We start from the raw sequence: 25,258 nt of genomic DNA on the forward strand, positions 1-25,258 counted from the left end.
GCGTCGCCGGTTGGTGGCGGGGTCAGCCGCGGAACACCTGAACCACGGCGGGACGGGGCGCGCGCACCTGGCCGGGAGCCGGCGTCGTACCTGCCGGGACGTAGTCCGGGAAGAAGGAGTGCGGGGCCTCGAAGGTGCCTTCCTCGCCTGGGTGCTGCACGGAGACGAACACCATGCGCTCGTCGTCGTGGATGACCGGTCCGCAGGTCTCGGCGTCGCGCGGGACGGAGAGGAACTGCTCCACCTTACCGCGCTCGGCGCCGTCCAGGGTCACTTTGAAGAGGCCGTCGTTGTAGCCGATGCCGGAGGGGGCGCCGTCGGTGGAGATCCAGAGGTTGCCCACGGAGTCGAAGGCTACGTTGTCCGGGCAGGAGATGGGCGAGACCTTGTCCGCCGGGTAGCCGGAGAAGTAGGTGACGTCGCCCTGCGCGGGATCGCCGCAGACCATCAGGAGGGTCCAGTTGAACCTGGTGGAGGTCTGGTCGCCGGATTCGGTGATTTCCACGATGTGCCCGTCGCGGTTCTGGGTGCGCGGGTTCACCTCGGTGGCGGCTTCCTTGGTGCCGGTGCCGCGGTCCGAGTTGTTGGTGCAGACCACGTAGACCTTGCCGGTGTGCAGGCTGGGCTGGACGTCCTCGCAGCGGTCCATCTTGGTGGGGCCTACTTTGTCCGCGGCCAGGCGGGTGTACACCAGGACCTCCTCGACGGACATGCCGGGGACGGCGGATTTGCCGCCCACCACGAGCGGCAGCCATTCGCCGGTGCCGTCGAACGCGCCGTCGGACGGAAGCGCTCCGGTTCCGGTGATTTCGGCTGCGGGCGAGTTTCCGGTGAACTTGGCGACGTAGAGGTCGCCCTCGGACAGCAGGTTCATGTTGTTCCTGCGGTCCCCTTCCACGTACTTGCCCTTGGAGACGAACTTGTAGAGGTAGTCGAACTTCTCGTCGTCGCCCATGTAGGCCACCACGTGGCCGGATTCGGCCACGATCACGTTGGCGCCCTCGTGCTTGAAGCGGCCCATGGCGGAGCGCTTCTTGGGGGTGGAGGTGGGGTCGAACGGGTCAACTTCGACAATCCAGCCGAAGCGGTTGGCCTCGTTCTCATAGCCGGGGTTGCGGGTGTCGAAGCGGGGGTCATCGAGTTCCCACTTGCGTGCGGTGGGCTTGGCGGTGAGCCCGTAGCGCTTGTCGGAGGCGGAGGTGCCGCCGGCGACGAAGTAGCCGTTGAAGTTCTCCTCGCCGGAGAGGATGGTGCCCCAGGGGGTGGTGCCGCCGGAGCAGTTGCCAAACGTGCCCTTGATGGCGCGGCCGGACGGGTCTGCCACGGTCTTCACCAGCGCCGAGCCGACAACCGGGCCGGTCAGTTCGTAGGTGGTGTCAGAGAGGTAGCGGCGGTTCAGCGGCGCGCCCTTCACATAGCTCCACGGCTTGGTGGTGTTCTTGCGTTCCAGTTCCACTACGGCCAGGCCGTGGGCGGCGCGGCCGATGGCACGGGTTTCCACGAGGTCGTAGCCAGCCGGCACCATGATGTTTTCGTTGGTGTACTCGTGGTTGGTGAACAGCACGGCGCGGCGGCCCTTGCTGCCGGGGATTTCCACAATGTCCGTGTAGTCGTTGTTGTAGCCGAACTGGCGGGCCTGGGCTGCGGCGGTCTGGTTGTTCAGGTCGAACTCGGGGGAATCGCTGAACAGCGGGTCGCCCCAGCGGATGACCGGCTGCCAAGTGAAGCCCTCCGGCACGGTGAAGGCGTCGACGGCCTTGTCCACCGGCTTGATGGCGGTGAACTGCAGCTTGGAGTTGCCGAAGCCTTCCTTGGCGGCCTTGGACAGCCCGGCGGCGGAGGCAGGTTCGGCGGAGCTCACGGCTGAACCGAGGGCGACGGCGAGCGCACCGGCGGCGCCAAGGCCCAGGGCGGCGCGGCGGGACATGGTGGCGGAGGCGATGTCGCGGAAGTAGCTGTTGGAGCTGGTGTTGCAGACGTCGCCGGCGCAGGCGTTGTCGCACTTGAGCGCACACGTGACGGGGCTGCGCTTGCCCTTGGTATGGCCGAGCATGGGCAGCAGGGTGAACTTGCGGGCGGTTTCAGACATGGGGAACCTTCCAAGGAATCTCACTGGGGTGCCCGACCCCCCCCTTCCAGCCGCTTCCTACAGGAACCCATCCAGTTGATGAAGTTAGGGTTAACCGCCCGTGACCTGCAGGAACGTTGCCCAATCCCTCATCGGCTGCTCCGTGGCGGGAAGAAGGCGCGGACCGGCAGCAGGAGCCCGGCGAGCGAAAGGGCGATGAAGACCACCTGGTGGACGTGGTCGTTACCCGGAGGGAGATTCCCTATGAGATGCGCCGCCCAAAACAACGGATAGAACCAGAGTGCGTACCAGGCCCAGCGTTCGCGCCGCCGGTACGGCACCAGCACGATCAGCAACCCGAAAAAGCCAAGTCCTGCAGAGGCCAGCCCATCCGCGCGGTAGAGGCCGGCATCCCCGGCCGGCGGAAACAGGGCAACCACCACACCGAACACCAGGATGCCCAGGCTGACGGCAGCAAGGCAGAGCCAGCCCACCCGCATTGTCAGCTTCTCCCCGCGCACGCCGCCACCCTACCGCCTCATCGACTGCTCCGTAATTGCCGTTTTCGGGCCTGTAAACGGCAGTTACGGAGCAATCGATGGGGTGAGGAGGGCGTGGACCCGGCGGAGCCGGTCCAGCCACCAGTCCCGGCGTTCCTGCGGCGCGGCAAACCGCTCCAGCAGCCCGGCGTCGGCGGCGACGTCGCGGAGGCGGATGGCGCCGTCGTCGGCCACCAGCGGGTCCAGGGTGATGTCCGATTCGAACAGCGACACCGTCCCCAGGCCGCACGCGTACGGCAGGTCCGGCAGGGCGGCGGCCAGCGCCAGCCCGGCGCGGATGCCCACGGACGTGTCCAAAGCTGAACTGACGACGGCGGGAAGTCCGGCCTGTGCCACGATGTCCAAGGCGCGCCGCACTCCCCCAAGCGGTGCCACCTTGACCACGATCAGGTCCGCCGCGCCGGCCCGCGCCACGCGGAGGGGGTCGGTCTCCTTGCGGACACTCTCGTCCGCGGCGATCAACACGGGAGTTCCGGCGTCACGGAGCCGGGTCCGGACCTCGGCCAGGCCCTCGATGGACGGCACCGGCTGCTCTGCGTACTCGAGCCCCACCGGCGCAAGCCTCGTCAGCGCCTCCACCGCCCCCGGTACGTCCCACCCGCCATTGGCATCCACGCGGACGGCAGCCTCCGGCAATGCGGCGCGGACGGCGTGAAGCCGCGCAACGTCGTCGTCCAGTGACTGCCCCTGCTCCGCCACCTTGACCTTGACGGCGTCCACCCGGCCGAACCGTGCCAGCACGTCTGCCACCCTGTCTGCGGGAACGGCCGGGACCGTGGCGTTGACCGGCACCACGGAACGCAGCGGGGCCGGAAATCCGTGCCACCCCGCCTCGATGGCGGCAACCAGCCACCGGGACGCTTCGGCGTCGCCGTACTCCGGGAATGGGCAGAACTCGCCCCAGCCCGCGGGACCCTGGAGCAGGAGGGACTCCCGCTGCATGATCCCGCGGAACTTCACGCGCATGGGCAGGCTGACCACGCGGGCTCCCGCCAGCAGTTCCGCCAGCGGGGGAACTGGTTGGGGCGTGTTGGCAGGAGCGGGAGGGCGACCGGGGTTGGGCATGCCGTTTACTGTACGCCGCAGGTCAGGAGCACACGGGTTACTCCCGCACCACCCGGATGGTGCCCAGCGACGGGTCGGCCGGATCGGGCAGGACCATCCCGGCCTTCAACCCGGACTCCAGGTACTCAAGGACCGCTTCGTTGATCCTTTCGCCGGGAACAACCACCGGGATGCCGGGCGGATAGGGCGTGATCTGCTCAGCAGCGACCCGTCCCACGGCTTCCCGGGCGGGCACATCCTCGCGGGGACCGAAGAAGGCGTCACGGGGAAGGGCAACCGTCTCAAGTTCCAGGTCCGACGGCGAGGGCAGGGAAACCTCGGGCGGGGCCGGAAGTGACGGGGCTGCGTCGATAAGGGCCCGCAGTGCCGCCAGAAGCCGCTCCGCAGAGGCGTCGTCGTCGGCCATGGACATGGTTGCCATGATCCGGCGGTGGTCGCTGAGCCCCATGTCGACGCGGCAGTTTTCCCGCAGCCAGTCCGCCGCCTGGTAGCCGCTGATCCCCAGCCCCGAAAGGTCCATGAGGATCTGCAGCCGGTCCAGGTCATGCGAGGACTCTTCGGCCAGGAGCTCGTCCTCGAGGACGTGGATCCCGGGTAGAGCGTCGATGTCGCTGCGCAGCCTCCTGGCCAGGTCCAGGGCGTTGCCAAGGAGTTCGGTCCCGTGCTGGACCATCTGGCGGCGCCACCCGTCGATGGCCGAGTAGAGGATGGCATTGGGGCTGGTGGTCATCAACAGGTCCGCGCACTGTGACAGGTGCGCGGCGTCCACCAGGTCGCCTTGGAGGTGGTAGACGGAACCCTGCTCGAATCCCGCGCCCATTTTGTGCACCGAGACCACACAGACGTCCGCGCCCGCGCTCATCGCCCAGGTGGGAAGGCCATCATGGAACGGCAGGTGCGCACCCCAGGCCTCATCAACGATCAGGGGCTTCCCGCGGTCATGGCATATCTTGGCGATGCCGGCGATGTCGGCGCAGGTGCCATAGGGCGTGGGGCTGACAATCAGGGCGCCGGCCGCATCCGGGTAGCGCTCCCACATCTCCTCCACATCCGCGGGCGACGGTGGGTGGGCGATATGCAGGTTGGGGTCCCAGCGGGGGCGGATCCAGCGCGGCTGGATGCCGGAAAACACCAGTCCGGCAGTGATGGATTTATGCGCATCGCGGCTGACAAGCAAATCACCTTTGCCGGCAGCCACGGCGATGACGGCTGCCTTCACTGACAACGAACTGCCGCACGTGGAGAAGAAGGCCTGCTCTGCACCCACGGCGTCCGCCATCAGCTCCTCTGCCTTTTTCAGGTATCCGCCGGAAGATGACCTGTCGTCCAGGCCCGCCGAGGCAAGGACGTCGGCGCGGAAGGTATCCGCCCCCAGGATGTCCCGCACGCGCGGATCGGCGCCGCGGCCCTGCCGGTGGCCCGGCGGCGTGAAGCCGTAGCGGTCCAACGTGTGATAGCTGTCCAGCGCGTCCAGCAACGGCGCTTCGTTGTGGTCCATGGTGTCTCACTTTCGGTAGGTCGGTCAGGAAGTTTCGTTGAGGGCTGTTTGGGAAGGCGGTCGACGGCGGCAGTATCGCCGGGCGGTTGGCCTAGGCTCCGGTAAGGGTCGTCCAGACACCGACGCCTCCCGCCACCACCATGACGGCGGCCGTGAACCACCCCAGGGTGGCAGCCAGCCGGCCGTTCCTGTAATCGCCCATGATGGCCTTGTCCCGGGAGATCAGCATGGTGACTACCAGGAACGGGGCCGCGGCGATGCCGTTGACGGTGGCGCTGAAGACCAGGAGGCCAATGGGGTCGGCGGAAAAGAAGCTGATCAAGACCCCGGCCACCATTCCCACGCCCAGCAGGGTGTAGAACAAGGGGGCACGCCGCGGGCTGAGGTCCAGGCCCCAGTCCTTGCCGAGCAGGCCGGCCAGTCCGGCTGCACCGGAGGCTGCGAGCACGGGGACCCCCAGGATGCCCGTGCCGATGAACCCGGCCGCGAACAGGAATGTGGCAGCCGGCCCCACCACCGGTTGCAGCGCTTGGGCCACGTCGGCTGCAGTGTTCACCTCCGTCCCGTTCCTCCCCAGGGTTGCCGCCGTAGCCGCCATGATCGAGAACATCACCAGGACGGAAAAGACCATTCCGATGAAGACGTCCGCCCGCGCCTTCCGCAGGGTGTGGGCAGAGGCAGCGGCGTCCGGGCGGTCTTTCAGGCCCACGGCCTCTTCACCGCCATGTTCCTCCGCGCGCAGTTCCTGGACCCGGTGGGCGCTTTGCCAGAAGAACAGGTACGGCGAGATGGTAGTGCCCAGGACAGCGACGATCAGGCCGAGGTACTGCGGAGCGAAGCTGAACTTCAGTCCCAGCAGGCCTTCCAGGACGTCCGGCCAGTTGACGTTGGCGACGAACAGGACGGCCACATATGCCAACAGCGTGACGCACAGCCATTTGAACACTTTGGCGATCACTGCGAATGATCCGCTCATGAGCGCCACGGCGATGCCAACCCCGGCAACGGCGCTCCACAGATGGTCAGGCCCGGCACCGAGCATCTGCATCCCCTGCCCGATCGCCATCAGGTCCGCGGCGGCGTTAAGGATGTTGCCCACCAGGAGGGCGACGATCAGCACGGCAATCACCACCCGCGGGCGGCGGGAGAACTTGCGCCGGGCCAGCCTGCCCAGGCTTTCGCCGGTGGCCAGCGCCGTCCGGTCGCAGATCTCCTGGACGGCCATCATCATCGGCAGCGTGACCGGCGCGGTCCACAGCATGCCGTTGGAGAACGTAGCACCAGCTTTTGCGTACGTTGCAATGCCTGAGGGATCGTCATCCGCGGCTCCGGTCACCAGCCCGGGCCCCAGCAGCGACCCGAAGCGGCGCAGGCGGGACTTCGGCGCTGCTCGGAGCGACGTGTCGCCGTCTGGCGCGCGTCCGGTTGTTTCGGCCGTACTCATCCAATTTCTCCACTTACCATCGGCTGTAAGCCCGCCAACTGCTAAGCAAGCTTATGAATAAGAGCCCATGGTAAGGCATGAATCTGGAAGGCCACCTGATGCGGGGACGCTCAGATCCACTTGTTGTGCTTGAACGCCAGGTAGAGGACAAGGCCCATGGCCACCATCAGCCCCAGGGCGTAGGGGTAGCCGTAGGTCCAGGACAGCTCGGGCATGTTGGCGAAGTTCATGCCGTATATGGATGCCACCAGGGTGGGAGCGAACAGGATGGCCGCCCAGGAGGAAATGCGTTTGACCTGCTCGTTCTGTTCGAAGCTGGACTCGGTCATCCGCTGCATCTCGTCGTTCTGCCGCTGGGCCACCAGGGCGGCGTTGACGGCGAGCGCGTTCTGGAGCAGGGCCCGGAAGGAGGCCACGCGCTCGTTGAGCCGGATGACGTGGTCCAGGACGTCCCGGTAGTGGTCCCGAAGCTCGCTGGCTTCGCCGCGGTCGGGAGCTCCGGCCATCAGGGCCTGCAGGATTCCGGCGAGCGGGCTCGTTGCCCGCTGGAAGGTGATGACCTGCCGGGACAGTTCGTAGATGCGGCGGGAGACGTCCGGGTCCGCGCCAAAGAGGTCGTCCTCAATCTCGTCGATGTCGTTTTCGAGGCCCGCCACCACCGGCTCGTATTCGTCCACCACCTGGTCGAGGATTCCGTAGAGCACGGCGTCGGGCCCGAGGGCCAGGAACTCCGGCATGGACTCCATCCTCCGCCGGACCTTGGCGAGGTCCGGGGACTCGGCGTGCCGCACGGTCACCACGTACTCATCGCCGACGAAGACGTGGATCTCGCCGAAATCCACTTTTTCCTCGTCGTCCCGGTACCGTGCCGGCCTCAGCACCAGGAATAGGCACTCGCCGTAGTGCTCCAGCTTGGCCCGTTGATGGCCGGCGAGGGCGTCCTCGACGGCCAAGGCATTCAGGTCGAATTCCTCGCCTACGGACTGGAGTTCCGCGGCGTCCGGCCGGTAGAGCCCGATCCACGCCATCCCCTCGCGCTGGCGGAGCAGGAAGTACGTCTCGTCGAGGTCTTCGGGGTCCTCGGTGCGGACCCCGTTCACGTAGACCGCGTTGTCGATGATGGTCACTGCCCGCCCTCCCTCGTGCGCTCCCGCTCCCAGTCGTCCAGCAGGGCCGGCATGCGGGACTTGAGGAACCGGTAGAACCTTGCCATCTCTGCCATCCGGGCCCGGGCAGCCGAGCCCTCGGGCAGGGTTTCGGCGGTGGCGTCGGTCAGGGCCGCGAGCTTTTCGTACACAGGGCTGTTCCGCATGGACACCACGTACCACTCGTCCTCGTGCAGGGCGTACAGGTCCCGGCGGCTTCCGGGCTGCGATACCCGGTGGACGAAACCTACGGTCTGCAGGTAGCGGACGGCCCCCGATACCGCGGCGGCACTGGCCCCCAGCCGCTCCGACAATTCGGCAGCTGTCAGGCTCCCCTGCTCCGAGGACACCAGGGCCAGCAGCGCCCGGGCGGGCATCTTCGGAAACCCGGCCGCGGCGAAGGCGGCTGCCGTCCGTTCGGCTGCCGCGGCGGCGGCATCAGCCGCAGCCGCAGCCGGATAACCGTCCGTTGTTGGAGCAGCGCCGGACTCCACGTGGGCATCGGTGCTCATGCGGAGCCCACCTCCCGCCGGCGCATTGCCCCAATCGCCAGCGCCCCTGCCAGGACGGCGATGGCCAGCATCCACCACGCCCCGCTCCAGTCCGTGGCATCCCCGTGCGGCACGGGCGTGTGGGTGAACGGTGACAGGTCGCGCAGGCTTTGGTCAATGCCCAGCATGCCGCCGAAGATGCCCAGCAGCACGCCCAAAGCCAGCAGTGCCCAGCTGGTCCCGATGGTCGCCGTTGGCCACAGGACGAACACGAGTGCGGGAACGGCAAGGTAGACCAGCGCCGCCGGCAGCTGGGCCAGGGCGGTCTGCCACAGCGCGTCCGCCGGCATGGACTGGTCGCCGGAACCGTTAAGCGTGGCCCAGGCACCCACCCCCGTGAGGCCCACCACCAGCACCACGGCCGCCGCGCCCAGCAGCAGGTAGCCGGCAAGCCACCGGACCCGGCCCACCGGCGCCGAGAGCAGGAGTTCGGCGGTCCCGGCCGCTTCCTCCTGCCGCATCCTGATCACCGCCTGAAGGGCGCAGGCTGCCGCCAGGACGCCGGCCATGGAGAAGATCACCGAGACCATGAGCTGGGTCAGCGAGGTCCCCTGCGACTGCAGCATGGCGCGCATAACGGCAGTGATGTTGGTGTCCGGGGTGTCGACGGCGGCAATCGCCTTTCCGAGCGAGCCGGCAAGCAGCCCGAGGGCCAGCCCGCCGGCGCCCCAGCCGATGATCGATCCGGCCTGCAGCCGCAGGGCAAGGGCCACCGGACTTTCAAGTCCGCGGCGGGCGGCAGCGCGTCCCGGCCGGGCGCCCCAGATGCTGGTACCGCTGTCACGGGTGCGGAGGATGAGCCAGGCCGCGGTGAGGCAGCCGGCACCGAGTGCCACCGGCAACAGCAGCGGCCAGCCGCGGTTTCCGGTGTAGGCATAGGTTTGCTGGCCCCAGCCGATGGGCGAGAACCAACTGGCGGCCCCCTCCGTCATGGTGGTCCCGTCCGGGCCCGGCGTCCCGGTGGCATCCCCGATTCCGCGCAGGAGGTAGGCAAGGACCACCAAGGCAGCAGACACACCGTTCGCGCCGCGTGAGGTCCCCATGAACTGGGCCACCAGCAGTCCAACGCCAAGGAAAGCGAAGCCGACGGCGCCCGTTGCGGCTCCGGCTATCAGGGACCCTTGGGGTTCCAGGCCCTGTGCAGCGAACCCGCCGAACACGGCGAGGGCCACGAGGAGGTTGGCCGTGGTCCCATGCAGCAGGGTGGCAATGGACGGCAGCAGGCGGCCGGCGGGGGTGGCGGCCACCAGTTCCGCGCCGCCGCTTTCCTCGTCGGCGCGGGAATGGCGGACGGCCAGGAACGTGCTCATCAGGCCCGCCAGAAGGGCGAGGAATGCGTAGATCAGGAAGAACGTGAAGGCGCCTTGGTCCGCCCCTCGGGGAAGGCCGCGCAGCAGCAGGATGGCCGGGGTAGCGATGGCCACCTGCAGGATTTGGGTCCGGCTGGCCACATTGCCGTAGGTCTGGGAGACGGCAGCCGCCGCGAACAAGGCAAACGCGCCGATGGCCACCACCCAGCTCAGGAGCTGCCAGCGGTCCCGGCGCAGCCGCTGACCCCAGAGGACCAGGAGGACTGCCATGTCAGCTGCGCCCCCTCGCGCCGAGCAGGTGGCGGCGGGAGGCATGGCCGGCGGCGTCAGCGGGCGCGCCGGCCCCGGGCATTGCGGAGGCGTCCCCGTAGTGCCGGAGGAAGAGCTCTTCCAGCGACGGCGGGACGATGGTCAGGCCCTGCACGGCCAAGGCGCCCAGGGCGGGAAGCACCTCGGCGATCCGGTCCGAGTCGGCACTGAACCTTACCCGGCCGGCGTCGACCGTCAGGTCGTGCACCACGCCAAGGCGGGCCAGGGCGTCAGGGTCCAGCCCGTCCGCCGCGAAGGACACCTCCGACCGGGTGAGGTGCCGCAGCGAGTCCAGCGTGCCGCCGTCGACGATCCTGCCGGCGCGGATGATGCTGACGCGGTGGCAGAGCACTTCCACCTCGGAAAGGATGTGGCTGGAGAGGAGCACGGTGGCGCCGCGTTCGACGGCGGCGAGCAGCTCGCGGCGGAAGACCTCCTCCATGAGCGGGTCCAGTCCGCTGGTGGGCTCGTCCAGGAGGTAGAGCTCGGCTTCGGTGGCAAGTGCCGCAATCAACGCCACCTTCTGCCGGTTGCCCTTCGAGTAGGCACGCCCCTTCTTGGCAGGGTCGAAGTCGAATACCTGGCACAAGCGGTCCTTCCGGCGGCGGTACCCTTCGCCGTCGGCCGTCCCGCCGCGCAGCCGCGACAGCAGGTCGATGGTCTCACCGCCGGACAGGTTCGGCCACAACCGGACGTCACCGGGAACATAGGCCAGGCGCCGGTGCAGTTCCACGGCCTGGGTCCAGGGCTCGAGGCCCAGGACGGTTGCGGAGCCGGAGGTCGCCCTGGCCAGGCCGAGCAGGATGCGGAGCGTGGTGGACTTTCCGGCGCCGTTGGGGCCCAGGAAGCCGTGGATTTCACCCCGCAGGACGTCGAGGTCGAGTCCGTCCAGGGCCCTGACCTTTCCAAAGTGCTTGTGCAGGTTCGCCGTGTGGACAACGCTGTTCATGCTTCAAGTCTTCGGAGTTTTCACAAGTTTGTGAAGGTACTAAAGTCCCCCGTATGACCCCCGCCAAACCCGTGCCCAGCGATCAAGCAACCCGCGGGTCATCGGCACCCCTTTACGCCGCAGGGTTCGTCACCGCCTTCGGCGCCCACAGCATCGCTGCCGGCCTGGGCGCGCAGAGCGGCAATATCGGCCTGAGCCTGCTGAACCTCGGAATCCTGCTGGCCCTCTACGACGTCGCCGAGGTGTTCCTGAAGCCCGTCTTCGGCGCGCTCAGCGACCGTATTGGCGCCAAACCCGTGGTGGTCGGCGGCCTGGCAGCCTTTGCCGCCCTGTCACTGATCGGCCTTGGTGCGGGCGACCCCTTGATCCTTGCCCTCGCCCGGTTGGGACAGGGCGCGGCGGCCTCGGCCTTTTCGCCGGCGTCGTCCGCCATGGTGGCAAGGATGGCCCGCGGCGGCAAGGCCGGCACCTACTTTGGCCGGTACGGGTCCTGGAAGAGCCTGGGCTACATCATCGGGCCGCCACTGGGTGCGGGCCTGATCCTGGCTGGCGGCTTTCCCCTGCTGTTCGGCGCCCTGTCCGTGCTCGCTGCGGTGACCGCGGTGTGGGTGCTGGTGTCCGTGCCGCACCTGGCGCCGCTGCCACGGAAGCGGTACACGGTGATGGACCTGGCGCGGCAGGTGGGCGAGCGCCGCTTCCTGGTGCCCACGCTGGTCCTGGCCGCCTCCACCGGTGCACTGGGTGCCGCCGTCGGCTTCCTTCCGGCGCTGGCCACCCGCCATGGCCTGGACGCCCTTGCCGGCACGGCGGCGGTGAGCGTGGTGGCGCTGGGGTCGGTGCTGACCCAGCCGTGGATCGGGAGGCTGCGGGACCGGCATGCAGTCACGGACAACAAGGGCACGACGGCGGGCCTGCTGCTGATTGCCGCGGGCGTGGGCCTGGTGGCGGCTGCTCCGGGAGTGGTCACCATTTTCGTTGCCGCGGCACTGGTCGGCACCGGAATCGGTGCTGTCACCCCCCTGGGCTTCGCGCACCTGGCCGACACCACGCCGCCCGAGCGGATGGGCCGGACCATGGGATCGGCCGAGCTGGGACGCGAGCTGGGCGACGCCGGCGGCCCGCTGCTGGTAGGCGGCATCGCAACGGCCACCGCCTTGCCTTTCGGCCTCGGCGCGCTGGCCCTGTTGGTGGCGGCGGCAGCCATCCCCCGGCTCGACCCGGTCAAACCCACCAGCTGAGCGGCCTTCCAGCTTTCTGTGTCACCCTTAACCCCGATGACTTCTTCACGGCAACTATCCACCAGGACTCCTGCCCGGCCCGCCCCGGGCTCGGCTTTCCTGTTCGTGCTGTCCACGCTGGCCTGCATTGCCGGACTTGTTGCCACCTACTACTTCTTCGTCCAGACCACCACCGGACAGTTCATTGACGAGTCCGCGCTGGTGGAGGCTGTGGAGATCCATGGGCCCGCCGGCAAGGCCGCCACCCAGTTCCTCGATTGGCTGCCCACCATCTCACTGGTGATGGCCGCCGTCGTGGTCCTGTTTGTCACCGTGATCCGGCGGCACTGGGCCGAAGCCGCAATCGCAGTGTCCGCGTGCGTCGGCGCGAACGTTGCCACGCAGGTACTGAAGGACCTGCTGCCGGCACGCCCGGACAAGGGCGTGCTGACGCTGGAACTGAACTCCCTGCCCTCCGGCCACACCACCCTCGCGGCCTCCGCGGCCGCTGCCGTGTTCCTCATGGCGTCACCGCGCTGGCGTCCGATGGCAGGTTTCATAGGCGGCACCTTCGCCATCGCCTCCGGGGTGTCCACGCTGATCAACCAATGGCACCGGCCTGCCGACGTGGTGGCCGCGTTCCTGCTGGTGGGCGCGTTCATGATCCCGGCCGGGTGGCTGATCCTGCGCCGCGGTTCCTGGAACGAGTGGGACGGGTTCGGCGAGCACATCGGCTCGGCCCGGATCTGGCTCACGCTGCCGGTGCTGATCGGCCTGGCCTCCGCCGGCGTCGCTGTGTATTCGCTGATCCGGATCGCGCCCAGCCCGTGGCAGGAAAGCAGCACCACCAACTACTTCTGGGCCGGCATCTCCCTGATTGTGATCGCGGGGTACCTGGCCACCGTTGCCACCACCTCCCTGTTCGCATTTGCCGCCCGACGGCGGGACGTACAGGGCCGCTGACCGGTCACCTCCTGCAGAGGGCCCGGCACGGAGATCCTCCAGGACGGGGAATCTTGAGCAGACCTTGAGGAAATGGAGCCCCCTGGCTTGAGGCGTGCCAGGAATAGTTGCAGGTGCCCGGGCGGCGTCTTGAAGCAGGCGCCGCCGGGTACTCCCTCCGGCAGTCCCCGGCACCAGGCCGGGCGCCGGCCCTACTTCAGGGGTTCCAACCGCTTGCGCAGCAGGCAGAACTCGTTCCCTTCGGGGTCCTGCAGCACGTGCCATTGCTCGTCGCCGGTCTGCCCCACATCCGCGGGCCGGGCCCCCAAAGCCAGCAGGCGTTCCAGTTCGGCATCCTGGTCCCGGTCCACCGGGTTGACGTCGATGTGCAGCGGAAGCCTCCCCACGCGCGGATTGCTGCTGGGGCTCAGGAAGATCGTGGGCTGCAGTCCCCCGAATCCCGCGTCCGGCGGCCCGATCTCGATCGCCCCGTCCTCACGGTCGAGCTCCACGTAACCCAACACGCCACTCCAGAACCGGGCAAGCAGTTCGGGGTCGTTACAGTTCAGGACAAGTTCACTGATTCGGCATGACATGGTGACAGTGTACGGACGGCCCACGGGTGGGCCTGCGCCGGACACGGGACGGGCCGGACACGGGACGTTGGGTACAACCCCGGCACGTCCTTCCCCGGACCGTCCGCGCCACTGCGCCAGCTTGGTGGGAGGCGGCGCCGCTGCGTGGGGGGAGTTGCAGCGGCGCCTTCTTCCACTGAGCTGGCGCTCCATGGCCGGTTAGAAGGCGGTGGACAAGCACGTGACCTTGTCGCTGTTGTTACCTTGCTCCAGCGACACTTTGGCCGTGGCCGTGCTTTGGCTCTGATCCGCATAGGTTGCGGTGACGCGGATGGTCAGCGGCGTCGTTGTCCGGTTGGCCAGCACGATCTGCGAGGTAATCGTCAGGTTGATGGTGCTTGTTGATCCCAGGGTGACGGATTCCGTGTAGGACGGCCCGTAGGTTCCGTTGGCCTGGAGCGCAGAGTATGTCAGCGTGGTGGGCACCTTTGATCCGGCCGCTGTCAGCGTTGCCACTTTCTGCGGGCTGTCGTTGGTGCAGGTGAAGCTCGAGAACCCGGCCGCGGGCCAGGTGCCGGAGGCCGTGACGGTCATGGCCGCCGTCGCGCTCTGCTGCCACAAAGCCGACGCCGATGCCCCGCCGACTCCCAGCAGCACCGTGAGTACGAACGCCCCGACGGACAGGCGTGCGCCGGGAAGGTCACGCATCCTGTCCATCTGGCCCACCCCCAGCGCCTGAGGCCTCGTCCCGTTTGCGGACTTTGCGCACCGACGTGTAGACGGTGATGGCTCCGTACCCGATCAGCGCCACGGCCGTGATGACGGTCCACATTCCGCGGTCCGAATTGCCCAGGAAATTCGCTGCGAAGCCCACATACGGGACCGCGTAGAACAGCTTGCCCTTGACCTGGACGGCAACCACCGGATTGGGGTCATTGGCGCCATTGTTGTCACCCTTGGTGATCAGCGTTTTCTCGCCCGCCTGGGTGGAACCGAAGCCGACGATCCTGTGCGTTTCCACCTCGGGACGCCCGGAGTACAGCTGGAAGGTGATGACGTCGCCGTATTTGAGGTCCTCGAACGGCGCAGGCTTCATCACCATGAAGGTGCCCGGCGGAAATTTCTGGGCCATGGAGTTGGTCAGAACCGTATAGGTCTGCGAGCCTGTCGCCACCGGCACCACGATGAGCACCAGGGCGGCGAACAGTGCCGCCAGCAGTGCGGCCATGCTGGCGAGACGTCCGACGGCGGTCCGCACAGCACGGCGTCTACGTCCCGGCTGCGGAGTGGTTGCCCGCGCTTCCTCCTCGTGGTTCCCGGGATGGGTACTGCCGCCCAGCAGGCGTTCGGTCAGGTCAGCAGCCACTGGGCACCCCACAAAGTTGACGTGCGGTGAGTTGCAGGGAGATGTTCACTGCCTGTCCTTTCACTGTGGATGGGGCGCTGGAGCTGAGGCTGACCTGGAAGCAGAAAACGGTGGTCCCGCCCTTGGCCACCGTGGGCGAGGCGAGGCCACCGGTACCCACCGGGGCAAAACCGGTGGCGGTGCTGCATTCCGCCGAGGACGTTGCGCTCTTGGCGTTGACGGTGACATAGCCGGCGAGGGTCCCGCCATTAACGTTTGCGATGCTGGGCTGGCTGGCCGTGATGGCCGTGTTGAACTGGCCGCCGGCGGTCGTGGTGTTGGTGACCACCAGGCCGCCGTAGACGGCTGTACCAGGACCCAGGGTCCCGGCGGGAGACAGGGTGAGCGTTGCCGCCGTCCCGTCCGGGAGTGTCATGGTGGTTGTTTGGCCCGTGTTGACCGCTGTGAGCGCCGTATCGAACGACGCCGACGACACAGTCCCGGGCGAAGCGACTGCCGACGCACTCCATAACGCGTAGGTTCCCTGCACTGCTAAGAGGCCCAGGACGACGGCCGCGGCAGCCAGCGCGGCCGCCTGCAGTCTGCGCTTGATGCGCATGGTCTCCTCCTGGTCCTGGTCCTCGTTTCGGTTGCCTTTGGCGGGTGGCTCTTTAATCAGCCACCCGCCCCGGTTGATCAGGAAAGGCCGGCCTGGGTTACCTGGGTCAGCTGGAACGCCACGTTGTTGAAGTTGTAGCTCGCCGTGGTGTCCGCGCGGCCGGTGGTGCTGGACAGGAATTCGAAGGTGATGGTCGCGGTTACCGTCTGGGCGGAGCCCGTGGGCTTCAGCGGGTTGGCGACCGCCGTGCCGCCCACGGTGAGAGCAGGAGCACTCACCGACACGTTGGCGGAAGTGAAGCCGTTGGTGGCGGTGATGCCGGTGGTGGCCACGTTGGCGGCCATCTTGTCTCCGGCGAGGGTCACGGTCAGGTCCTGGGTGAAGGTGAGCTTGTCACCCGGGACAACCTTGTAGGTGTTGATGTCGATGGTGGCGCCGGCGCGGTCCTTCCAGACGCCGGCAGCGGTCTTCGCGACGTTCAGGTCGCCGGAAACGATGATGCCGGGAGCTGCGGTGGCCTCGGCGTTCCAGTTGGCCAGCGTTCCGCCGCCGCCCAGCAGCAGTGCGGCACCTACGGCGATGGCTGCGGTCCCCTTGACCAGGGTGCTGTTCTTCATGATGTGTCCCCTCAGACTTTGTTGGTGTGGTGTGGTCTAGCTGGGGACAACATTGCATGGCGAAGCTCAGGAAGTGAGGGGGTAAAGAGTCAACAAAAGCTCAAGGTATTTGAAATTTCAACTAGGGTCTGACCTGCGGTTATATAAAGGCGAGCTGGTGATGCGCATCACTCGTCGTCCTGCGGGGGCGCGCTCAGGAGACCGTGTAGGAATTCAACGGCCGCCCCGTGCTGCCGTAGGTGAGATCCAGGACCAGGAGGCCCCTGCGTTCCAGCGTGCTCAAATAGCGCTGGGCGGTCGGACGGCTGACGCCGAGTTGCTCGGCAATTTCCGCGGCGTTGACGGGGCCGCCGGCGGCCCGGACGGCGTCGAAGACTTTCTGCATGGTGGGTTGGAGGCGCGTGGCCGGCGGGGCTGCCTTGATTCCTGCCAAGCGGGCTTTGTAGAGGTTGTCAATGGTGGCCTGGCTTGCCGTTGATACGGACTCGAGTTCCTCCCGCCATTTCTTGTACGCCTCCAGCTGCGTCCGGAGCCGGTCGAACCCGAAGGGCTTGACCAGGTAGTAGATAGCTCCGCTGGTCATTGCCGACTTGACCGTGGCCAAATCCTGGGCGGCGGTGATCACGATGCTGTCCACCTGGGTTCCGGCCGCCTGCAAAGACCGCAGGAGGGAAAGTCCGTCTTCGTCCGGCAAATGGATATCGAGCAGGAGCAGGTCCGGGTTTAGGCGCGCAATTGCTTCGCGGGCGGCGGCCGCGGTGTACACCTGGCCCACGCACTCGAACCCGTCCACGCGCGCCACCCGGGACGCATGGATGCCTGCAACCCGGAAATCATCGTCCACTACGAGCGTCTTAATCAACGCCTGCGCTCCTGTCTTCAACCGCTGCCTGCGTCTTTGCCGGCAGCCACACTTCAAAGTTACCGCCGGGCCCTGGGAACACATCCAACGTTCCCCCCGCCCTGCGAACAATCCTGCTCACCAGGGCCAGCCCAATGCCACGCCGCATCCCCGGCCGCGGGTCCTTGGTTGAGTAGCCGTCCACCATGACCTGGCTGACCTTGTCCGCCGGAACGCCGGGCCCGTTGTCCCTGACGGCGATGAAGACGCCGTCGGCATCGTCGAACTGTACCGTCACCACGCGCGGCCGGGGCGTATGCGCCAGCGCGTCCACGGCGTTATCGAGCAGGTTGCCCACGATGGTCACCAGCTCGGTGTGATCCACCTCCGGATGTTCCAGCCGGGAGTCTGCGGTCACCTCCATCTGCACGTCCTGTTCGGCAGCAACGGCCACTTTGGCAAGGAGCAACGCCGCAAGCTCCGGCGGCGCAATGGTGGCGCGCAGCCGTTCGCCGAGGGACTTTGACATGTTCGATACCTGCGAGACAAACTTCTTGGCCTGGTCCAGGTCTCCCATCTCCAACAGGCCGTCAACAATGTGGAGCCGGTTGGCGTATTCGTGTTCCAGGGCCCGCATGGCCTCCATCAGGCCCTGGATGGAGTGGAGGTCGCGAACCAGGCCCTCGATTTCGGTCCGGTCCCGGAGCGTGACCACGGAACCGATACTGCGGCCGGCGGTAGAGACGGGCATCCGGTTGACGACCAGCAGGGCATCCTCGGTCAGGGCCACCTGGTCGGCGCCGGGGAGGCGGCCGGCCAGCAGGTCCCGCAGCCTGCCAGGCGGAAGGAGCCCGGAAATGGGCTTACCCAGCGCGTCTCCTTCCAGGTGAAGCAGCCGCCGGGCCTCCTCGTTGATCACCGTCACCTTTCCTTCGTCATCAAGCCCGACGACGGCCTCCCGGATTCCGTGCAGCAGCGCCTCCCGTTCCTGCAGGAGGGAGGCAATTTCGGCCGGCTCCAAGTCGAACGTGACGCGTTTGATCCGCCGGGAAAGCAGCAGTGAACCGGCCACGCCCAATGCCAGCACCAGGGCGGAAAATCCGGTGATCAGCCAGATGTTTTGCAGCTGGTTAGTGAAGACCTGGGTGTCTTCGATCCCCACGGACACCTGGCCGATGACTTCGCCGCCGCTACCGAAGATGGGGGCCTTGGCATTCGCGGACCGGCCCAGGCTGCCGGGGTCGAACCCCACGTGGGTGTTGCCATCAAGGACAGCCACTGGCTCCTCCAGCCGGCGGCCGATCAACGCCGGATCCGGGTGCGAGAACCGGATCCCCTCCCTGTCGCTGACAACGACGTAATCGGGCTGCGCGGCAGCCATCACTTGCTGGGCGATTCCGTTGATGGTGTGGCCGGGATCGCCGGCGGCCAGGGCGGTCTGGATTTCCGGCATCTGCGCGGTGGTTGCTGCAATGCCCAGTGCGCGCAGCTGGTACTGCTGGTCCAGGGTCTGGTTGCTGATCATCGAAAATAGGAAACCGCCCAGGGCAACGGTGAACAGCAACAGCGATAGCGAGGCAAGCAGGATTTGCCCGGTCAAGGTAGAAAAACGGCGGCCTGCGCGGAGCCGCTGGAGAGCGGATGTCCTGCTCATAGCGGCACCGGAAACACGATTTTCACGCGGGAGCAGAAAATGCACAAAACGTGCACTTTTGCGACTAAAGCACACATCTTACGGAAGTCTTTCTGGCCGGACTGATCACTTCCTAAGCTTCACACAGTTCCAGTGATGCACATCACGAACCTGGACTACATGAACAGAAGACAGCGAGGTCTTGCGATGAAGACAACCCACACAGCCCGGCCGCCGGGGCCGCCACCACACCATGCCGGCGAAGGCGCCCGCATTGAGGTCACGGGCCTGACCAAGCGTTACCTGACCCCGAAGGGTGAGACGTTCACCGCCATCAGGGACGTAAGCCTGACGGTCGAACCCGGCCAGTTCTGCTCCATCGTCGGACCAACGGGCTGTGGCAAATCCACCACCCTGGCCCAGGTCTCGGGTCTCGAGCACCCTAGCGCGGGCTCGGTGAAGGTCGGCGGAAACCTCGTGGAAGGCATCACCAATGGTGTGAGCTACATGTTCCAGGCGGACGCCCTGTTTCCCTGGAAGAGCGTGCTCAGCAACGTGATGATGGGCCCCATCCTGCTCGGGATGCCCAAGCGCCAGGCCACCGACCTGGCCCGGGATTGGCTCCGCCGGGTTGGCCTTGCCGGATTCGAGGACCGTTACCCGCACCAGCTGTCCGGCGGCATGCGCAAGCGCGTGGCCATGGCCGCGGCCTTGATCAACAATCCACGCATCCTGCTCATGGATGAGCCGTTCGGAGCCCTGGACGTGCAGACAAAGGCCATCATGCAGAACGAGCTCCTCAAGCTCTGGGAAGAACTGCGGCCCTCGGTCCTGTTCATCACCCACGACCTTGACGAGGCAGTGGCCTTGTCCGATCGGGTGGTCATCATGACCAGCAGCCCTGGTTCGGTCAAGGACGTCTTCGACATAGACCTTCCCCGGCCGCGCGGCAACGTCCAGGAGATCCGGCATGAAGAACGGTTCCTGGAACTTCAGGGCCGCATCTGGGAATCCCTGAAGGACGAGGTCACCCGCGCCTATGCAATGACGGCAGGTACATCATGACAGCCCTTACCCACCCCGAAACCCACAAAAGCGGTCAACCAGTGGAAACAGAGACAGCAGCCAGGAACGCAGGCCGGATCAAGGCCCGGCGCCGATCAACAGCTATCTGGGTCGGCCGCGTGCTCCTTGCTGTGGCGGTCGTCGGTGGCTGGCAATGGTTCACCACGGAGGGGTGGGTGGATAAGTTCTTCTTCGGCCAGCCCTCCGAAATCTGGGACAGCCTGGTCAAGCTGTTCACCGAAGGCACGGCGTTCGGGACCATCTGGGAGAACCTGGGCGTCACCGCGCAGGAAGCGTTCCTCGGATTCCTGCTGGGAACAGCCGTGGGCGTGGTGCTCGGCATCCTCCTGGGCTCCAACAAGTACCTGTCCGCCGTCGTCGGGCCCTATATCCGGATCGTGAACTCGATCCCCCGCATCGTGCTCGGCTCGATCTTCATCGTGGCGTTCGGCCTGGGGGTGTTCCCCAAAATCCTGCTCGCGGCCGTGCTGGTCTTCTTCGTAGTGTTCTTCAACGCGTTCCAGGGCGTGCGTGAGGTGGACCAGAACCTGGTGGCCAACGTCCGGGTGCTCGGCGCCTCGCCCTACCAGGTGGCGATGCATGTGACCATCCCGTCCGCCATGACGTGGATCATCGCCAGCCTCCACACCGCGTTCGGCTTTGCCATCATCGGCGCCCTCGTTGCAGAGGTTCTGGGCGCCCAAAAGGGAATTGGCCTGATTATCAGCCAGGCGCAGGGCACCTTCGATCCGAACACGGTTTTCGCCTGCATGGTGATCATCGCCGTCGTCACGCTTTTTGCCGAATCCCTGATCAACCTCCTTGAGCACAGGCTGCTCAAATGGCGGCCACCGAACCGTTCAGAAGCCCAGGCCATCTGAGCCAGGCAACCGACCTGCCAAACCAGCAACACCCTTAACAACCAGCCATGTCCCATTCGGGACGTACATAAGGATGCGTAAAACAATGATGAAGCGCCCCATTCTTGCCGCCGCAGCTGCCGGAGCCGTTGCCCTCAGCCTCGCAGCATGCGGCAACAGCTCCACGCCCGCAGCCAGCGGAAGTTCGGCGGGCGGCAGTGCGTCCGCCGGCAGCAGTTCGATGCCCACAGTGAAACTGATGGTGGGCGGCATCGACAAGCAGATCTATCTCCCCTACCAGCTGGCACAACAGCTGGGCTATTACGAAAAGTACGGCGTCAAGATGGAACTCTCCACCGAGCAGCAGGGCGGCGTGGGTGCCGAGGAAGCGATGGCGTCAGGACAGGTGGACATGGCCGGAGCGTGGTACATCCACACCGTGGACTTCCAGGCCAAGGGCAAGAAGGTCACAAACCTGATCCAGCTGTCCGGCGCCCCCGGCGAGCGCATCATGTGCAGCCCCAACGCCAACGTCCACTCCGGTGCCGACCTCAAGGGCAAGACCGTCGGCGTCACGGATCTCGGCTCAGGTACAGACGAACTCACCCAGTTCATTGCTTCCAAGGCCGGGCTGTCCAAGAACGACTACCACACCATCGCCGTAGGGTCCGGTGCCACCGCCATTGCCGCGATCCAGCGCGGTTCCGCGGACTGCGTGATGACCACCCAGCCTACGGTCGGCGCCCTCGAGTCCAAGAACCTCGCGGTTCCCGCCATTGACCTTGCGTCGGCGGATGGTGCCAAGGCGGCCCTCGGCAGCTCCCTGCCGTCGGCGGGCCTGCTCGCCCAGACGGACTGGGTCAACAGCCACCAGGATGAGGTACAGAAAGTGGTGGACGCGCTCGTGGATACCATGCACTGGATCAACACCCATTCAGCGCAGGAGATCGCGGACAAGCTGCCCCCGGCCTTCGTCCAGAACAGCACCATCAGCAAGGACGACTACGTCAAGGCCCTGGACCAGGACAAGGGCCAGTTCCTCCCGGACGGACTCATGCCGGCAGGCGGACCCAAGACAGTCTTCGACGAGGAGAAGACCATCGGGGTTGACACCTCCAAGGTCAACATCGCGGACACCTTCGACCAGAAGTACGCGCAGGCGGCACTCAAGCTTGAGGGCTACACAGCCACCACCACTCCGGCCGGCGCCGACGGCTAGGACGCCCAGGAAAGATCGGCCCCGCTCCCCCGAAAGCCCCGCTTTCGGGGGAGCTTGGCGTTTTAAACGTTCGTACCCACACTCCGGCTGCCGGTCAGCGCGATGGGCGGCATGTCCGAGCGACAGCCGGACCACGCAGCACGGTCAGGCCGGAAGGTTCAACTGCTCCACAATTATCCGCGCCGTTTCGGGATCACCCAGGATCTTGAAGTGCCCCGCCACCGGCAGCTCGATGTTGGTGGCCCCGGGCAGAACGCTCCCCTCCGGAATGTGCGGATCGAACGGCCCATAAATCGACGTGATGCGGCTGTTGATGGTCAGTTCGCGGGACATCTCGAGGGTCAGGGCGTTCCGCGGCGAGAAGATCCGCAGGCTGGGCAGCAGCATGTACCGGGCGTAGCGGGAACCGGAAAACGGCGCGCACACGGCGATCATCCGGTCGATGCGGTGCCCGGGATCGAGCTGCAGCATGGCGTATTTGCCGATCAGCCCGCCCTTGCTGTGCGCCACGAGGATGGCATCGCGCAGCCCGGCTTCCTCCAGGTGCTGGGCCACCAGCCGCGCGGCGTCGGGCACCCTGAGCTTGTTGCGCTGCAGGACGGTGACCACGTGCACCGGGTGCCCGGCGTCGTGGACCACCTGGATGAGCGGCATCATGAACTGCCAGTTTTCGTAGACGCCGGGAATGATCACCACGGGGGCGCGGGTTCCGTTGCGGAACGACCCCGGCTGCACGCGCGACAGGAATCCGCGCACCTGCCAGGCCGCGGCGTACACATAGTCCTGGGCCCACCACACGGCTTTCCGCAGTGGACTGATGCGGGTCTCGGCGCCAGGGTCACTCATGTGTTGAGGATAACGCGCCCCTGCGACACTTCCTGCAAACACCACTCGCGGCACATAAAGCCGCAGCCAGACCCTGTGGACTTTCCGTCAGTTACAGCCGGGCGCAGGCGTCGTCAACGAGGCGCTGGGCAAGTTTCAGGGCGCGTTTGCCGTAGAGGACGCCGTCGAGAACCGCGCCCGTGGCGTAGGCCCCGTTGAGGACGATGAGCAACTCTTCGGCCAGCTCATCCGGATCATGCACTCCGGCGTCGCCCGCAAGGGACTGGAACCAGTCCCGAACTTGCTGCTTGTGCGCCGCGGCCACCAGGTGGGCCGGATGGTTGCCCTCCGGGAACTCTGTGTTCGTATTCAGCATCGGGCACCCGCGGTAAGTGGCGCCCGCGGTGTCCCCCGCGTTCAACTTCAAGATCATGCGCTGACCTGGTTCGCCAAGGGGACTAGCATGGCATCCATGAATGGCACCGTGGCGATGGTGACAGGCGCGGCGAGCGGCCTGGGACAGGCTGTGGCAACCGGTCTCGCACGCGAAGGCGCCCTGGTCGTCGTGGTGGGGCGCTCCCCCGCCCGCGCGGAAGAAGCAGCGAGTGCCATTCGGCGCGTCCTCCCTTCCGCCCTCCTGGAACCACTGGCCTGCGACCTGTCGGTCCAGTCCTCGATCCACGCCGCGGCGTCTGACTTCCTCTCGCGCCACGGCAGGCTCGATGTCCTGGTGAACTCGGCCGGAGTGTTCCGCAAGGAGCGCCAGGTAACGCCGGACGGGCTGGAACTGACGTTCGCCACCAACGTCATGGCATACTTCCTGCTCACCAACCTGATGCTTGACGCGCTCAGGAACGCGGCCGCGACGGGGGGCACGGCCCGGATCGTGAACATCGCGTCCAAGTACGGCAACATCAGGCTCAACTTCGACGACCTCCAGACCGCCAAGGGCCGGTACAGCTACCTTCGTTCCACACCCCCCACCATGCTCGCACGCGTTCTCCTCACGCAGGAGTTTGCCGAACGCCTGCGGGGCTCAGGTGTGGTGGCCAACGCCGTCCATCCGGGGCTGGCCAAAAACACGTCGCTCCTCAAAGACGTTGGCGGCCCGTTCCGTCTGCTCACCAACACATTCGGTGCACCGGCAGAAGAGGCGGCAGACACCGCCCTCTGGCTGGCTACATCAAGCGAAACAGCGGGAGTTTCCGGGAAGCTCTGGGCGAAACGCGGGGAGCTTGCTACGCCGGGCATGGGATCGGACCCCCAGGCCCGCAAGCGTCTGTGGGACGCCTGCGCCGGCCTCGCCCACATGCAGTGACAGGCGGGCGTCAGTAGTTGCGGCGGTGCTTCAGGCGGGGGATTACGACGGCGAACACGGCCGCCGCCGCAAACCCCAGCAGGCCCGTGGCTGAGATCCCCGGGCCAAGCGAGGCGAGCGCCGTCACCCCGGACAGCAGGACCGGTCCCCCGGTGGAGCCGGCATCCGCCATGAAGCGCCACAGGCCCAGGAACTGCCCGCGGCCGCGGTCCGGCGAGAAGTCGGCGCCGAGTGTCATCACCAGTCCGGAGCTGATGCCGTTGCCGAACCCGATCAGCAGCGCCGCCAGCAGGAGCCCCACGAAGGAACCGGTGAGCGGGATCAGCAGCAGCGCAGTGCCCATGAGCAGCGTGGACGGAACCGCCACCCACTGCCGTCCCTTGCGGTCCATCAGCTTCCCGGCGGGATAGAAAACCAGCATGTCGATGGCACCGGACAGCCCGTAGATGAGGGAAGCGGAGGTGGCGTCCATTCCAAGGTGGTCGGACCAGAGCGGGATCACCACCTGGCGGGAGGAGCGGAGGGCGCTCAGCAGCAGGATGCCTACGCCCAGCGAAAGGAACACCCCGGCATGCGAGACCGCCACGCTGCGAAGCGTGGGCTGGGGGCCGGTATCCCTGCCCGGCTGGCCGTCCGGCGCCGCAAGGTCCGGGATGGTGAGGGACAGCAAGGCGGCCGCCGCCATGGCTACTACGCCCACCCAGTAGGCACCCGCCAGCCCGAAGAACTGCATCACAGCGGCCCCCGCGAACGGGCCGATGAATACGCCGATGCGGTTGACGCCGCCAAGCGTTGACAACGCCCGGGCGCGAAACTGCACGGGCACGGCCTCCGTCAGGTACTTCTGCCGGGCCAGGCCGAAAACGGCACCGGACATTCCGACGACGGTCATTGCCACGGCGAGGAGCCAGAGTCCGTTCGGGGCCAGGGCTGCAGTGGCGGCTGCCGCGAGGGCCAGCCCGGCAGCGACCGCAGCACCCACGATGGACCACCGCTCACCGAAACGGAGGGTCACCAGGGAGGCCGGCAGGTTGAAGAACCAGGATCCCAGGCCAATGAGGGTAACGACCAGTGCTGCCACGGCCACGGAGGCACCCAGCTGACGGGCGGACAATGCCACCACCGGAAGGATGGCACCCTGCCCGATTCCGAAGAGCAGCGTGGGGCCGAAAGCGGCCACGGCAATACTGCGCAGGCTGAAGGGCTGGGGATCATCCGGGGAAGTCATCAGATTTATCCTAGGGCCGCCCCGTTCGCCGCAGGATCGGGTGCGGCATGCCGGA

The 25,258-nt window shown here is 66.7% G+C and carries 25 protein-coding genes; 6 read left to right on the forward strand and 19 right to left on the reverse strand.

What is annotated here, in order from left to right:
• Nucleotides 1-22: 22 nt before the first annotated feature.
• The 9 genes from ACTJK0_RS01310 to ACTJK0_RS01350 all read right to left on the reverse strand — a co-directional run bounded on the left by ACTJK0_RS01310 (nucleotide 23) and on the right by ACTJK0_RS01350 (nucleotide 10,899).
• A complete protein-coding gene (locus ACTJK0_RS01310; RefSeq protein ID WP_440743976.1) occupies nucleotides 23-2,089 on the reverse strand; it encodes a PhoX family protein in 2,067 nt (688 codons plus the stop codon).
• A 128-nt stretch (nucleotides 2,090-2,217) separates the two neighbouring features.
• Nucleotides 2,218-2,589, reverse strand: a complete 372-nt coding sequence (locus ACTJK0_RS01315) for a hypothetical protein (protein ID WP_440743977.1) — start codon at nucleotides 2,587-2,589, stop codon at nucleotides 2,218-2,220.
• Nucleotides 2,590-2,652: 63 nt separating this feature from the next.
• The gene (locus tag ACTJK0_RS01320) at nucleotides 2,653-3,693 is read right to left on the reverse strand and encodes an o-succinylbenzoate synthase (protein WP_440743978.1); all 1,041 of its coding nucleotides are present in this window, start codon (nucleotides 3,691-3,693) and stop codon (nucleotides 2,653-2,655) included.
• 37 nt (nucleotides 3,694-3,730) lie between these two features.
• On the reverse strand, nucleotides 3,731-5,191 hold the full coding sequence (locus ACTJK0_RS01325; protein WP_440743979.1) for an aminotransferase class I/II-fold pyridoxal phosphate-dependent enzyme: 1,461 nt from the start codon (nucleotides 5,189-5,191) through the stop codon (nucleotides 3,731-3,733).
• 91 nt (nucleotides 5,192-5,282) lie between these two features.
• Nucleotides 5,283-6,635, reverse strand: a complete 1,353-nt coding sequence (locus ACTJK0_RS01330) for an Nramp family divalent metal transporter (protein WP_110541452.1) — start codon at nucleotides 6,633-6,635, stop codon at nucleotides 5,283-5,285.
• A 110-nt stretch (nucleotides 6,636-6,745) separates the two neighbouring features.
• A complete protein-coding gene (corA, locus tag ACTJK0_RS01335; protein WP_110541453.1) occupies nucleotides 6,746-7,762 on the reverse strand; it encodes a magnesium/cobalt transporter CorA in 1,017 nt (338 codons plus the stop codon).
• A complete protein-coding gene (locus ACTJK0_RS01340) occupies nucleotides 7,759-8,292 on the reverse strand; it encodes a MarR family transcriptional regulator (RefSeq protein ID WP_110541454.1) in 534 nt (177 codons plus the stop codon). The genes corA and ACTJK0_RS01340 overlap by 4 nt, the downstream gene beginning before the upstream one ends.
• Nucleotides 8,289-9,911: an ABC transporter permease gene (locus tag ACTJK0_RS01345; RefSeq protein WP_440743980.1), complete on the reverse strand. Its 1,623-nt coding sequence runs from the start codon at nucleotides 9,909-9,911 to the stop codon at nucleotides 8,289-8,291. Before ACTJK0_RS01345 ends, ACTJK0_RS01340 begins: the two co-directional genes overlap by 4 nt.
• 1 nt (nucleotide 9,912) lies before the next feature.
• The gene (locus ACTJK0_RS01350) at nucleotides 9,913-10,899 is read right to left on the reverse strand and encodes an ATP-binding cassette domain-containing protein (protein ID WP_440743981.1); all 987 of its coding nucleotides are present in this window, start codon (nucleotides 10,897-10,899) and stop codon (nucleotides 9,913-9,915) included.
• A 53-nt stretch (nucleotides 10,900-10,952) separates the two neighbouring features.
• Here ACTJK0_RS01350 and ACTJK0_RS01355 point away from each other — a divergent pair, with 53 nt between their 5' ends.
• Nucleotides 10,953-12,137, forward strand: a complete 1,185-nt coding sequence (locus ACTJK0_RS01355) for an MFS transporter (RefSeq protein WP_440743982.1) — start codon at nucleotides 10,953-10,955, stop codon at nucleotides 12,135-12,137.
• Between the two features lie 36 nt (nucleotides 12,138-12,173).
• Nucleotides 12,174-13,079, forward strand: a complete 906-nt coding sequence (locus ACTJK0_RS01360; RefSeq protein ID WP_110541458.1) for a phosphatase PAP2 family protein — start codon at nucleotides 12,174-12,176, stop codon at nucleotides 13,077-13,079.
• Between the two features lie 191 nt (nucleotides 13,080-13,270).
• On the opposite strand, the gene ACTJK0_RS01365 is transcribed toward ACTJK0_RS01360, so the two are convergent.
• The 7 genes from ACTJK0_RS01365 to ACTJK0_RS01395 form a co-directional block, all read right to left on the reverse strand.
• A complete protein-coding gene (locus ACTJK0_RS01365; protein ID WP_440743983.1) occupies nucleotides 13,271-13,654 on the reverse strand; it encodes a VOC family protein in 384 nt (127 codons plus the stop codon).
• A gap of 198 nt (nucleotides 13,655-13,852) precedes the next feature.
• The gene (locus tag ACTJK0_RS01370; RefSeq protein ID WP_440743984.1) at nucleotides 13,853-14,350 is read right to left on the reverse strand and encodes a hypothetical protein; all 498 of its coding nucleotides are present in this window, start codon (nucleotides 14,348-14,350) and stop codon (nucleotides 13,853-13,855) included.
• Nucleotides 14,334-14,999 carry a signal peptidase I gene (locus ACTJK0_RS01375; protein WP_440743985.1) on the reverse strand — a complete coding sequence of 222 codons (666 nt, stop codon included), beginning with the start codon at nucleotides 14,997-14,999 and terminating at the stop codon, nucleotides 14,334-14,336. Before ACTJK0_RS01375 ends, ACTJK0_RS01370 begins: the two co-directional genes overlap by 17 nt.
• Nucleotides 14,989-15,597 carry a SipW-dependent-type signal peptide-containing protein gene (locus tag ACTJK0_RS01380; RefSeq protein ID WP_440743986.1) on the reverse strand — a complete coding sequence of 203 codons (609 nt, stop codon included), beginning with the start codon at nucleotides 15,595-15,597 and terminating at the stop codon, nucleotides 14,989-14,991. Before ACTJK0_RS01380 ends, ACTJK0_RS01375 begins: the two co-directional genes overlap by 11 nt.
• A gap of 77 nt (nucleotides 15,598-15,674) precedes the next feature.
• Nucleotides 15,675-16,214 carry an alternate-type signal peptide domain-containing protein gene (locus ACTJK0_RS01385; protein ID WP_440743987.1) on the reverse strand — a complete coding sequence of 180 codons (540 nt, stop codon included), beginning with the start codon at nucleotides 16,212-16,214 and terminating at the stop codon, nucleotides 15,675-15,677.
• A gap of 193 nt (nucleotides 16,215-16,407) precedes the next feature.
• Complete coding sequence (locus tag ACTJK0_RS01390) at nucleotides 16,408-17,076, reverse strand: response regulator (RefSeq protein WP_440743988.1); 669 nt, start codon at nucleotides 17,074-17,076, stop codon at nucleotides 16,408-16,410.
• Nucleotides 17,069-18,709, reverse strand: coding sequence for an ATP-binding protein (locus ACTJK0_RS01395; protein WP_440743989.1), 1,641 nt, complete (start codon nucleotides 18,707-18,709; stop codon nucleotides 17,069-17,071). The genes ACTJK0_RS01390 and ACTJK0_RS01395 overlap by 8 nt, the downstream gene beginning before the upstream one ends.
• 186 nt (nucleotides 18,710-18,895) lie before the next feature.
• Here ACTJK0_RS01395 and ACTJK0_RS01400 point away from each other — a divergent pair, with 186 nt between their 5' ends.
• The 3 genes from ACTJK0_RS01400 to ACTJK0_RS01410 all read left to right on the forward strand — a co-directional run bounded on the left by ACTJK0_RS01400 (nucleotide 18,896) and on the right by ACTJK0_RS01410 (nucleotide 21,832).
• Nucleotides 18,896-19,753, forward strand: a complete 858-nt coding sequence (locus ACTJK0_RS01400) for an ABC transporter ATP-binding protein (RefSeq protein ID WP_440743990.1) — start codon at nucleotides 18,896-18,898, stop codon at nucleotides 19,751-19,753.
• Complete coding sequence (locus ACTJK0_RS01405; RefSeq protein ID WP_440743991.1) at nucleotides 19,750-20,634, forward strand: ABC transporter permease; 885 nt, start codon at nucleotides 19,750-19,752, stop codon at nucleotides 20,632-20,634. The genes ACTJK0_RS01400 and ACTJK0_RS01405 overlap by 4 nt, the downstream gene beginning before the upstream one ends.
• An 85-nt stretch (nucleotides 20,635-20,719) precedes the next feature.
• A complete protein-coding gene (locus ACTJK0_RS01410) occupies nucleotides 20,720-21,832 on the forward strand; it encodes an ABC transporter substrate-binding protein (RefSeq protein WP_440743992.1) in 1,113 nt (370 codons plus the stop codon).
• 144 nt (nucleotides 21,833-21,976) lie between these two features.
• Here the strand turns inward: ACTJK0_RS01410 and ACTJK0_RS01415 are convergent, their stop codons facing one another.
• Both ACTJK0_RS01415 and ACTJK0_RS01420 read right to left on the reverse strand, forming a co-directional pair.
• The gene (locus ACTJK0_RS01415; RefSeq protein ID WP_440743993.1) at nucleotides 21,977-22,678 is read right to left on the reverse strand and encodes an esterase/lipase family protein; all 702 of its coding nucleotides are present in this window, start codon (nucleotides 22,676-22,678) and stop codon (nucleotides 21,977-21,979) included.
• A 91-nt stretch (nucleotides 22,679-22,769) separates the two neighbouring features.
• Nucleotides 22,770-23,090, reverse strand: a complete 321-nt coding sequence (locus tag ACTJK0_RS01420; protein ID WP_440743994.1) for a hypothetical protein — start codon at nucleotides 23,088-23,090, stop codon at nucleotides 22,770-22,772.
• Nucleotides 23,091-23,120: 30 nt separating this feature from the next.
• Between ACTJK0_RS01420 and ACTJK0_RS01425 the strand changes: the two genes are divergently transcribed.
• Nucleotides 23,121-23,975, forward strand: coding sequence for an SDR family NAD(P)-dependent oxidoreductase (locus ACTJK0_RS01425; protein WP_440743995.1), 855 nt, complete (start codon nucleotides 23,121-23,123; stop codon nucleotides 23,973-23,975).
• A 10-nt stretch (nucleotides 23,976-23,985) separates the two neighbouring features.
• Here ACTJK0_RS01425 and ACTJK0_RS01430 read toward each other — a convergent pair whose 3' ends face one another.
• Nucleotides 23,986-25,203 (reverse strand): MFS transporter, encoded by a 1,218-nt coding sequence (locus ACTJK0_RS01430; RefSeq protein ID WP_440743996.1) that lies wholly within the window; start codon nucleotides 25,201-25,203, stop codon nucleotides 23,986-23,988.
• Between the last annotated feature and the right edge of the window lie 55 nt (nucleotides 25,204-25,258).

This window comes from Paenarthrobacter sp. 22069 (assembly GCF_052046035.1).
Taxonomy (GTDB): Bacteria; Actinomycetota; Actinomycetes; order Actinomycetales; family Micrococcaceae; genus Arthrobacter.